Source organism: Pseudomonas sp. HY2-MNA-CIBAN-0224, from assembly GCF_040310285.1.
In the GTDB taxonomy this organism is placed as follows: Bacteria; Pseudomonadota; Gammaproteobacteria; order Pseudomonadales; family Pseudomonadaceae; genus Aquipseudomonas; species Aquipseudomonas helleri.
Map to the genome: position 1 here is coordinate 129969 of NZ_JBEOPQ010000007.1, position 10518 is coordinate 140486.

A 10518-nucleotide genomic window follows, 5' to 3' on the forward strand; every position below is an offset into this window, starting at 1 on the left:
AAAGGTGCAACTGGCAAGGCAGAAATTGGTTGCACCTGATTTGCGTTGTTGCATAGCATTCGCGGCTTACGTGTGACCCTCTGAACCCACAAGGTTCTGCGGCTGACGATTTTCCTGGAGAAGCGTCAGTCATAAATGCGCAGCCTGGTTAACCGTCTCAGACAAAACGTTTGTGAACGTGCGGCCAGGCGGCCGTCAACGATAAAAACAATGCCAGGGCTTAATGCAATGAGTGTAAGTAACCCAATTCTGATCACGTTCGTGATCTACATCGCAGCAATGGTGCTGATTGGCTTTATGGCCTATCGCTCCACCAACAACCTGTCGGACTACATTCTGGGCGGTCGTAGCCTGGGCAGCGTGGTCACCGCGTTGTCCGCAGGCGCGTCTGACATGAGCGGCTGGTTGTTGATGGGCTTGCCGGGCGCCATCTACCTGTCCGGCCTGTCGGAAAGCTGGATTGCCATCGGTCTGGTGATCGGTGCGTATTTGAACTGGCTGTTTGTGGCCGGGCGCCTGCGGGTGCAGACCGAGCACAACGGCGATGCGCTGACTCTGCCGGACTACTTTGCCAGCCGTTTTGAAGACAAAAGCGGGCTGCTGCGGATTATCTCGGCGGTGGTGATTCTGGTGTTCTTCACCATTTACTGCGCCTCGGGCGTGGTGGCCGGTGCCCGTCTGTTTGAAAGCACCTTTGGCATGTCGTACGAAACAGCCCTGTGGGCCGGTGCAGCGGCGACCATCGCCTACACCTTTGTCGGCGGCTTTTTGGCGGTGAGCTGGACAGACACCGTGCAGGCCACCCTGATGATTTTCGCGCTGATCCTGACGCCAATCATCGTACTGCTGGCAACCGGTGGCATCGACACCACGTTCATGGCCATTGAAGCCCAGAACCCGGCCAACTTTGACATGCTCAAAGGCACGACCTTTATCGGCATCATCTCGTTGATGGGCTGGGGCCTGGGCTACTTTGGCCAGCCGCACATTCTGGCGCGCTTCATGGCCGCCGATTCGGTGAAGTCGATCGCCAACGCACGCCGCATCTCCATGACCTGGATGATCCTGTGCCTGGTCGGCACCGTGGGTGTTGGCTTTTTCGGTATCGCTTACTTCTCGGCGCACCCGGACGTGGCGGGCCCGGTCAACGAAAACCCTGAGCGGGTGTTCATTGAACTGGCCAAACTGCTGTTCAACCCATGGATTGCCGGTGTCTTGCTGTCGGCCATCCTGGCGGCGGTCATGAGTACCTTGAGCTGCCAGTTGCTGGTGTGCTCCAGCGCCCTGACAGAAGACTTCTACAAATCCTTCCTGCGCAAAAATGCCTCCCAGACCGAGTTGGTGTGGGTCGGTCGCGGCATGGTGCTGCTGGTGGCCGTGGTTGCCATCTTGCTGGCGGCTAACCCGGACAACCGCGTGCTGGGCCTGGTGAGCTACGCGTGGGCAGGCTTCGGTGCTGCGTTTGGACCGGTGGTGCTGATCTCGGTGCTGTGGAAAGGCATGACCCGCAATGGCGCGCTGGCCGGTATTTTGGTCGGTGCCATCACGGTGATCGTCTGGAAACACTTCAGCTTGCTGGGTCTGTACGAAATCATCCCGGGCTTCATCTTCGCCAGCATCGCCATTTTGGCGGTCAGCGCCCTGGGCCAAGGCCCAAGCAAGAAGATGGTCGAGCGATTCGAAGCGGCTGAGAATGACTTCAAACTGCACCACTGAGTGCAGTGAGAGGCGGCCCACATAGTGGGTAACAGACAACGGCCCGTTTCCCATGGAAACGGGCCGTTTTTATTGGGGCTCGCTAAAGACATGGCATTGCGCGTCGGATTAACAGCATGTCCTGCCCGGAGGTTTCCCATTTGTGGTGGGGGTTCTTCTGAAGCGTAAATGGCCGGCTCCAGACGTATTAGCCTTGGTTGAGCGCTCACTGATGAGTGCCTCAATCAAGGACGACAACCATGCGTAAAAAGATTTTTCTCGGGCACATCTCCCCTCGGGACTTGCCCTTCTCATTTCAAAGTCACTATCACTGGATTATTTCGGTGTACGCCCGCAAGCCGGGTGGTGTAGAGCGCCTTCTGCTCGAAACCCACGGCTATTACGCCATTCCGGCACCCTGGACGTTCGCCTTTCACGTCGATGACGATGAGTCGCCGGAGCTCGTTGAGGCCCATCAAATCCGCGTGCAAGTGCTGGACAACGACGTACTGATTGCCGATGCCAGCGAGCAGTTCGCGATTGACTGGGTGGCGAGTGAGGTCAGCGTGCATAACCTAGTATTGGTGCCGCGAGCGATTTGAGCAAGGCACCGTCTGGCGTGGAGCGTGGCTTAACCCCTGACGTTATTCGCTGCACAGGGTAAACTTCGCTCCCTGCGCAGGAGCAACCATGAACTATCGTCACGCCTTCCACGCCGGTAACCACGCCGACGTTCTTAAACATATCGTCTTGACCCGCCTCATCGCGTTGATGTCGCGCAAAGAGCAGCCTTTTGCTTACCTCGATACCCACGCCGGGCTGGGTTTGTATGACCTTCAAGGCGATCAGGCCACGCGTACGGGCGAGTACCTGGAAGGCGTCGCACGTTTGTGGGGCAGAAAAGACCTGCCCGCGATGACTGCGGACTACATGCAGGTGCTGCACAAGATGAACCCGGACGGGCAATTGCGTTATTACCCGGGTTCGCCTGAGCTGGCGCGTCGCACCACCCGTGCGCACGACCGCGTGTTGCTCAACGAAAAACACCCTGAAGACGGTGTGATGCTCAAGGCCAACATGAAGGGCGACCGCCGTGTGGCGGTGCACCTGGGCGAAGGCTGGCACGTACCGCGTGCATTGCTGCCTGTGGTCGAAAAGCGCGCGGTGATGCTGATTGACCCGCCGTTTGAAAAGCTCGACGAAATGCAGCGTTGCGTGGAGTCGTTAAAAGACGCCATCAGCCGCATGCGTCAGACCGTTGTAGCGATCTGGTACCCGATCAAGGACAAGCGCCAACTGCGCCGTTTCTATCAGGACCTGGCCGCCTCCGGCGCTCCGAAGTTGTTGCAGGTCGAATTGTTTGTGCACCCGCTGGATACCCCCAACAGCCTGAACGGCTCGGGCCTGGCGATCGCCAACCCGCCATGGGGTCTGGAAGATGAATTGCGCGAACTGCTGCCATGGCTGGCCAAAACACTGGGGCAAACCCAGGGTGGCTGGCAGATGGAATGGATAATCGCTGAATAACGATCACCTCACCCTGTAGGAGCGAGCTTGCCTCGCGATCTTTTAAAGATCAAAAGATCGCGAGACAATCGAGCGTCGACCGGCTGCTCCTACAGGAGATATGGCCTTTAGATCGAACAGTGGGCCGCTGGGACTTTTTCAAGTGCCCGCTTTTTTGTCTATGGAGCAGAGGCATTTAAATCGAACGTCACTACTTTAATTTCTTCGTTTGATTTGAAATACGAGATGTTATTGAAGTTATAGATTGTGCCACTGGTTTTCAGAAAAACATGGCCGCCACGTACTTCGTGAACGGCGTTGGAGCTTTTTGTCACGAGGAAGGGTGATGTTTTTCTGGTCTCTTGGAGTGCTTCTTCGAGGGTCGGTTGTTTTGCCATGAGGAAGTATCTGTAAATGAAGGGTACCGTCGCACCGCCTGAATCATAGAGGACCTCATAAACTGCCCCTCCTTCGCCAACGCTAGTGGCAGAGATAATCTTGGAGGGAGCGGGAACTCTATGTGTCGATAAAAATATATAGGCTGTTTGTATCAGGCAAATTAATAACAGCCCCCAAGCAACCCAGTTAGTAGCCTTTCGATTTTGCATAATCTATCCCGGCCTCGATCCACACTTGGTCAATGAAATCGTCACCATAAGGTGAATTTGACCACCAATTATTGAAATCTTCTTCCGATGTGCCCGCCGAGGACTGTGCAGCTCCGGCAGCTCTTAAAAGCACCGCTTCCGATATTCCGGCAGCAGTACCAACGGCGCCATAATGGAAATTTCCGAAGTTTTGGTACTGAGAGTGTCTCTGTTTGTAATCCCATTCACCGTGATTCCGTACTTTTTTATAAAACCAACTAAACAAAAAGCCACCGCCGCCAGAACTGAAATATTCTTTCTGTCTCTTGGACTCCTGAAGGTTTTGATCCAGCGAGACACCTTGCGGAGCGTCAGGGTACTGTTTGAGTCTTACCATTTCTTTGGCTTTATTAAGGTTTAACTCTTTTTCATTTTCGATGTGGGTCAGAGTTTGTACTTTGGCTTTTAGTCGCAGAGATGTTTCGGCGTAAACTTGGGAAAGTTTAGCGTTCTCGTAGCTCTTTGCCCAGTTATTAAGCCGATTCCTATTGATCGTAACTCTCGTCTTGCTGGCCTTTACAAAGCTCGCAGGAATTGGAGGCACAGAAATAAGAATATCTTTTCCGTTCCATAGCGATCGAGATTGTTGTGATCTGTTATCGGCCTCCGCATCTTTTGTTAGGTAAAGTTTTACGAGGATGTTTTTCTCATTTTTGATTATCTTGCTTGGTGTCGTAACGTCCATGGATGTATTGATGCCGCCTGAGGCTTTGATATCTTGTTCGATTTCAGTGTCTATAGACGAAATGTTTTTTTCATGCTGCAGGTTTAGCCGTTCTCGGTTGTCTGACATCCAGATTCTCACTTGATCTGTGGCTCTTATTGCCCAATTAAGGATGTCTTTCATGTATTCAGGCATTGCAGGTTCTTTTGAGGTTCCGGGTATGGAAAAATCCTCTGTTCTTCCTTCAACGCTTATAGGGCCAAGTTCTAGTGGCATTTTAAAAATCCTTTTGTTTTTGGTTTTAAATAGTAGTGTGTAGCGGTGAGATTGAGGAGCTATTTTTTAATGTTGTGCTGAATCTATCAGGAGTGTATCTGGATGATTTTGGTGTGAGTCGTAAATATGTATGTACATATTTTTCTAGTATGTGTTTAGTCATGATCGTGTATGGTCTTGAATTGTAACTGGCTAGGCATATAGTCAATTTTTCAGGTGTATCTACTCTTTTGAGAGAGTGCGTTTAGGAGGCGGAATAATTCAGATGGTTCCTACTGATATTTGGGAGATATCGTGTAGGTGTAGCTATTAAAAGATTGGTCGTAGGTAGGGGCGTGCATCTAGGTATTACGCAAGATGATCTTGGCGCTTTTTAAACTTTCCGGAAGAGTCTGACGCTGGTGTGTTGCTGGCAGATGGAATGGATAATCGCTGAATAACGATCACCTCACCCTGTAGGAGCGAGCTTGCCTCGCGATCTTTTAAAGATCAAAAGATCGCGAGACAAGCTCGCTCCTACAGGGGGTGTGGCGTCAGATCGGGCAGGTCACGCCTGTGCCGCCGATGCCGCAGTAGCCTTGCGGGTTTTTCGCCAGGTATTGCTGGTGGTAGGCCTCAGCGAAGAAGACCGTTGGCGCCTGGTCGATTTCGGTGGTGATGGTGCCCAGGCCGGCTTTGGTCAATTCATTCTGGTAGGCAGTTTTGCTGGCCTCGGCAGCGGCCAGTTGCTCTGGGGTGGTGCAGTAGATCACCGAGCGGTATTGGGTGCCGATGTCGTTGCCCTGGCGCATGCCCTGGGTCGGGTTGTGCAGTTCCCAGAACATTTTCAGCAGGTCTTCGTATTTCACTTTTGCCTGGTCGTACACCACCAGCACCACTTCGGTGTGGCCGGTCAGGCCCGAGCAGACTTCTTCATAGGTCGGGTTGGGGGTAAAGCCACCGGCGTAACCCACCACCGTGCTGACCACGCCGGGTACTTCCCAGAACTTGCGTTCTGCGCCCCAGAAGCAACCCAAACCAAAGATCGCAAAGCCGACGTCGTCCAGAAACGGGCCCAGCAACGGGTTGCCGTTGACGAAATGGGTTTCGGGCAGTTGCATCGGTGTTTCGCGGCCCGGCAGGGCTTGCTCTTGAGTGGGTAGCACGTTTTTATTCACCAGGATTTCCGAGCGCAAGACCATGTTTCAAGTCCTCTCAGTCAGATTGTAGGAAGTTAGAACAGCAGTGTGCCCGAGTGCTGCGTCGCTGTCAGGTCAGCGGTCCGCGCGGGTAGCGTTTGAGTGCACGTTCCAGCTCGGCACCGGGGATCGGCCGGTCGAACAGGTAGCCCTGGCCCACGTCGCAGCGATGGCGGCGCAGGAAGGCCAGTTGGGCGGCGGTCTCGATGCCTTCGGCCACCACTTTAAGCTTAAGGTTGTGGGCCATGGCAATCACCGCTGAAGTGATCTCCATGTCGTTCTGGTTGTCGGGGATGTCTTTGATAAAGCTGCGGTCGATTTTGATGATGTCGATCGGGAATTTCTTCAAGTAACTGAGTGAGGAATACCCCGTACCAAAGTCGTCCATGGCCAGGGTCAGGCCCAGTTCCTTGAGCTGATCCAACTGCAGGCGGGTGTCGTCGGTGGCTTCCAGCAGCAGGCCTTCCGTCAGCTCCAGCTCCAGCAATGTCGGGGGCAGTTGTTCTTCTTTGAGGATGCTGGCAATCGAGGCGACCAGATCCGGGTCGGAAAACTGCTTGGGCGACAGGTTGATCGCCACCTGTAAGTTGCCAAACCCCGCCGCACTCAGTTGCTTGCTCATGCGGCAGGCCTGGCGCGCGACCCACTTGCCAATGGGGATGATCAGCCCGGTTTCTTCGGCGACGCTGATGAACTGGTCGGGGCGGATCATGCCTTTTTCCGGGTGGTCCCAACGCAGCAGGGCTTCCATGCCCAGCAGCCGCCCTGTGCGTAAACACAGCTTGGGTTGGTAGAACACATCCAGCTCGTTTTGGGTCAGGGCGCGGCGCAGGTTATTTTCGACGAACAGCTTATAGCTGGCCTCGGCGTTCAAGGTTTCGGTGAACACCTGCACCTGATGCTTGCCGTTGGCTTTGGCCTTGTGCAGCGCCAGCCCGGCGTTACGCATCAAGGTCTGCGGGTCGAGCCCGTGCAGGGGCGCGCAGGCCACGCCGACAGAGCCAGTGACGCTGATGAGTTGGTTATCGACGAACATCGGCTTGTCGAGGGTCATCAGCAACTGGCTGGCGGTTTGCTGGCCGATTTCGAGGGTGGCGTTGTCCAGCAGCACGGCAAATTCGTTACTGGCGAAGCGGGCCAGATTATCTTCGGGGTTCAGGCTGTTGCGCAGGCGGCGCGCCAGGCTGATCAAGAGCTTGTCGCCGGTCTGGTGGCCGAGGCTGTCGTTGATCCGCTTGAAATTATCGATGTCCACCAGCAACAGGCACACCTTGGTAGCGCTGTCACGACTGAAGCGTTCATCGAGGTTGCGGATAAAGGCCGGGCGGTTGCCAAGGCCGGTCAGGTTGTCGGTGTAGGCCAAGCGTTCGATCCGCTGTTGCGCCAGCTTGGCCTCGGTGATGTCTTCGTAAATACCGATGTAGTGGGTCAGCTCGCGGTTGTCGCCATACACTTTCGAGATCGACATCTGGCCCCAGTAGGGCTCAAGGTTTTTACGCCGGCTTTTGAACTCGCCTTGCCAGCTGTTGCCCTTGCTCAAGCTTGAGTGCGCATCGAACAGCAGATCGCTGAGGTTCTCCAGCGCCAGCAGTTCAGACAGTTTGTGGCCTTGGACTTCTTCGGCGCTGTATTGGGTGATGGCGGTGAAGCTCGGGTTGACGTACTCGACCACGCCGTCGCAATTGACCAGCAAAAAGGCATTGGCGCTTTGCTCGACAGCCCGCTGAAACAGGTGCAGGGCGTTAGTGGCTGCGCGCCGGTTGTGGTTGTTGATCACTTGCGCGAACTGGTCAGCCAACTCGCCGGCAAAGGCGATTTCATCGGCTTGCCAAGCCCGGGTCTTGCCGGTCTGTTCAAGGCACAGCACCCCGATCACCTGGCCGTCGATGCGAATGCTGGCATCGAGCATGGCATTGGTGTCGTGGCGGTTCAGGCAGGCCGCCAGCTCGCGGGTACGCGGGTCGCGGTTGGCATTTTGCGCGTCGATGGAGCGGCTGGTGTGCAGGGCATCGAGGTAGTCCGGGAACAGGCTGATGTCGATGGCGTCCTGGGCCACATGCGCCTGGCTCTCGCGCTGGAACGCCGAAATCGGCAGCAGGCGATGACCGTCGAGGGTCCACAGGCTGGCGGCGTCCAGTTGGTAGATGTCGCAGGCGCTGCGGGTGATCAGTTCGGCGGCTTCTTGCAGCGAGTTGTGCTGGCTGTAGCGGTGGCGGGCGAGGCGCAGGATCAAGTCCTGTTGGGCGCGCACACGCTCAAGGTGTTGCAGTTGTTCTTGCTGGGCGCGCTGGTTGAGTTCCAGGGCGATGTGCAACCGGCTGTTTTGTGTTTCCAGCTCGGCGACAGGGGCCTGCGCGGTGCTGCTGACCGAGCCCTCCACCACCAGCACATAACCGCGCAAGAGCTGGCGGTTGTGTTGCTTGTAGGCTTCGCCCACTTCCATCAGATTCAGCGCCCCCAGGGGCGTGTGCAGGGTGTAATGCACCACATAGTGGGGGCTTGCGCGCAGTTGCAGCGCAATCGCGTCATGCAAGCGATAGCGCGCTTTGGGCTCCATCAGGCTGGCGTAGGGCGAGCCGACCAGTGCGCACAGCTCAGTGGCGGGCAACCCGACGTAGCGCTCGCAGCCAGGGTCGAGGTAAAGCAAGGCCCAACTGGCTTCATTAAGCCGCTCGAAACGCAGCATCCCGAGCCGCGAAGGCACGGGTAACTGCGTCACGACCTCGGCTGCCGTTCGCAGGGCAGCATCGGATTGGCTTTTCATTCGGGTACTCGCTTCACACATACGGATGGCAGCAGGGCTCAAGCCCTGTTCCTGCGGTCTGCGGCAAGGTTGCATCATGCGTACTGAGCTGACAAGTGAACATGATTGACATCACCCACTTGAAGGTTAGCGCCGCAACGTCAGGATGCAACAGGCTGGCGATCGCTGTTTCAGTTTTATGACTGTTATTTCAATGCAATCGTCACCGACTCAAGCACCCGACCCTTCGGGTTATAAAAATCGACCTGCAAGTGCTTACCGGTGAGGGTCAGGCAGGCAAAGTTGTCTTCGCTGACCATGGCGCTGGTCAACGCCGGGGAATAATGGCCTTGCCCATGACTGGCCAGCGGAGCATTGAGCAGCAGATTACTGGCCTTCGCGTACGGTAACAGCCTGCTGTTGCACAGCGGTGACGAGACGATGCCGTGCACTACAAAGTTCGGGTCTTCGCTGTGGGTGAGCGAGCAGGTCAAAGAGCCGTGGATGTCGCCGCTGATAAACATCACGTTTTTGACGGCGTTGGTGCGGATGACTTCCAGCAGGCGCAAGCGTTGTGCGGCAAATGACTTCCAGCCGTCATCGCCATGGCTTTTTTGATCGGGCATGAACATCACGCTGCTGACGATGAACTTCACTTTGGCGGTGCTGTTTTTCACCCATTTATGCAGGGCGTTTTCTTGCTCGACGCCGATCATTCTGCGGTCAGTGCCGGTTAACACGCGTTCGGTGCGACAGTCCATGACAAACCAGTCGGTGTCGCCATCGGCAAAGGTGTACCAGTATTTCTCTACGCTGCGGTTGATGCACCCGTCTGTGAGCAGGTCGTGGGCGGGGCCGTGGCTGCACTGGAAGGTTTCGTAGGCGCGAATGGCATTGCTGTAGAGCTCGTCGTCCTGGTGGCTGCGACTTGCAGGCCAGTTATCTTCGATCTCATGATCGTCGAGGATCATGTAGGTCGGGGTGCTGGCCATGAGCTGGCTGATGTGCGGCTGTGAGAAGGCTGCCCGGTATTTGCGCGAGATGTCTGCGTACTCCCGGTCGGGTGCGAAGATGTTCATGTCATCGACGTACACCTGATCCCCGATCATCAGCACGCCATCAAGCGGGGCGCTGGCGTTCAGGTCGCTGATGGCCTTGAAGATCTTGTCGCCCAGTTCTGGTCGCGAAGGGGTGTTCAGTGTAAGCCGCAGGTAGCGGCATGAGCCTACAACGTAGCGATGCGTGCGGTTGCGTTTGGGGGAGGCAGATTTAAACCGGTAGATCGTTGAGGGCCATTCCAGCGCTATGTGTTTGACGGTGTCCGGAGTGTGGTCAAGGTAAGTGGTTCTGAACCAGCCCGCCTGGTATTCGTAGCGCGTGTCTGCGCTCAGCCCGCGCAGGACCAGGGTGTCAGACATGTCATAAGTGCTACTGAGCTTCGAATAGAGGCCGGCAGACCATTGCTGCGTGCCCGCTTTGCGGTAGCGAACAGCGGCAAAAACTGCATTTTCAGCATCGGCAGCGCCACGGATAAAAATGCGCGCTTGCTCTGAGGTGGTGTAGCCCACTATGGGGCCAACGGTGGGTGTGTCCATGTCGAAATCCTTTTTGATAAGTGGCGATCCCTGTCGCCGCGGTTAAGTCCTTTCATTAACCGTAGAGGGGGGCAGAGGGAACTTCGCCTCTCAACATCAGCGGGCTTCGTAGTGCCGGGGTGTTATGTGGTGAGTGAATTGTGGTGGTCTAATTTCCCCGGACACCTCGATAGGTGGAAAATACATCTATCGAGGAACTCTCCATGACTAAAAA

Annotated in this window: 8 protein-coding genes; 3 read left to right on the top strand and 5 right to left on the bottom strand. The window is 55.7% G+C overall.

Annotated features, from left to right (window positions below):
• Positions 1–228: 228 nt before the first annotated feature.
• The 3 genes from putP (at position 229) to AAEZ03_RS06570 (ending at position 3222) form a co-directional block, all read left to right on the top strand.
• Positions 229–1716, top strand: a complete 1488-nt coding sequence (gene putP, locus AAEZ03_RS06560; RefSeq protein WP_123751113.1) for a sodium/proline symporter PutP — start codon at positions 229–231, stop codon at positions 1714–1716.
• A 239-nt stretch (positions 1717–1955) separates the two neighbouring features.
• Complete coding sequence (locus tag AAEZ03_RS06565) at positions 1956–2297, top strand: hypothetical protein (RefSeq protein WP_350577060.1); 342 nt, start codon at positions 1956–1958, stop codon at positions 2295–2297.
• Between the two features lie 88 nt (positions 2298–2385).
• Positions 2386–3222 carry a 23S rRNA (adenine(2030)-N(6))-methyltransferase RlmJ gene (locus AAEZ03_RS06570; RefSeq protein ID WP_350577063.1) on the top strand — a complete coding sequence of 279 codons (837 nt, stop codon included), beginning with the start codon at positions 2386–2388 and terminating at the stop codon, positions 3220–3222.
• Positions 3223–3380: 158 nt separating this feature from the next.
• On the opposite strand, the gene AAEZ03_RS06575 is transcribed toward AAEZ03_RS06570, so the two are convergent.
• The 5 genes from AAEZ03_RS06575 to AAEZ03_RS06595 form a co-directional block, all read right to left on the bottom strand.
• Complete coding sequence (locus AAEZ03_RS06575) at positions 3381–3809, bottom strand: hypothetical protein (protein ID WP_350577066.1); 429 nt, start codon at positions 3807–3809, stop codon at positions 3381–3383.
• Positions 3787–4788, bottom strand: a complete 1002-nt coding sequence (locus AAEZ03_RS06580) for a polymorphic toxin type 44 domain-containing protein (RefSeq protein ID WP_350577068.1) — start codon at positions 4786–4788, stop codon at positions 3787–3789. The genes AAEZ03_RS06575 and AAEZ03_RS06580 overlap by 23 nt, the downstream gene beginning before the upstream one ends.
• Before the next feature lie 533 nt (positions 4789–5321).
• Positions 5322–5969, bottom strand: coding sequence for a peptide-methionine (S)-S-oxide reductase MsrA (msrA, locus tag AAEZ03_RS06585; protein ID WP_350577071.1), 648 nt, complete (start codon positions 5967–5969; stop codon positions 5322–5324).
• A 67-nt stretch (positions 5970–6036) separates the two neighbouring features.
• Positions 6037–8730, bottom strand: coding sequence for a putative bifunctional diguanylate cyclase/phosphodiesterase (locus AAEZ03_RS06590; protein ID WP_350577074.1), 2694 nt, complete (start codon positions 8728–8730; stop codon positions 6037–6039).
• A gap of 185 nt (positions 8731–8915) precedes the next feature.
• The gene (locus AAEZ03_RS06595; protein WP_350577076.1) at positions 8916–10304 is read right to left on the bottom strand and encodes an alkaline phosphatase D family protein; all 1389 of its coding nucleotides are present in this window, start codon (positions 10302–10304) and stop codon (positions 8916–8918) included.
• Positions 10305–10518: the final 214 nt, after the last annotated feature.

Bases quoted from the DNA above. Each gene is read 5' to 3' on its own strand.
- putP (WP_123751113.1), top strand. From the start codon at position 229: ATGAGTGTAAGTAACCCAATTCTGATCACGTTCGTGATCTACATCGCA.
- AAEZ03_RS06565 (WP_350577060.1), top strand. From the start codon at position 1,956: ATGCGTAAAAAGATTTTTCTCGGGCACATCTCCCCTCGGGACTTGCCC.
- AAEZ03_RS06570 (WP_350577063.1), top strand. From the start codon at position 2,386: ATGAACTATCGTCACGCCTTCCACGCCGGTAACCACGCCGACGTTCTT.
- AAEZ03_RS06575 (WP_350577066.1), bottom strand. From the start codon at position 3,809: ATGCAAAATCGAAAGGCTACTAACTGGGTTGCTTGGGGGCTGTTATTA.
- AAEZ03_RS06580 (WP_350577068.1), bottom strand. From the start codon at position 4,788: ATGCCACTAGAACTTGGCCCTATAAGCGTTGAAGGAAGAACAGAGGAT.
- msrA (WP_350577071.1), bottom strand. From the start codon at position 5,969: ATGGTCTTGCGCTCGGAAATCCTGGTGAATAAAAACGTGCTACCCACT.
- AAEZ03_RS06590 (WP_350577074.1), bottom strand. From the start codon at position 8,730: ATGAAAAGCCAATCCGATGCTGCCCTGCGAACGGCAGCCGAGGTCGTG.
- AAEZ03_RS06595 (WP_350577076.1), bottom strand. From the start codon at position 10,304: ATGGACACACCCACCGTTGGCCCCATAGTGGGCTACACCACCTCAGAG.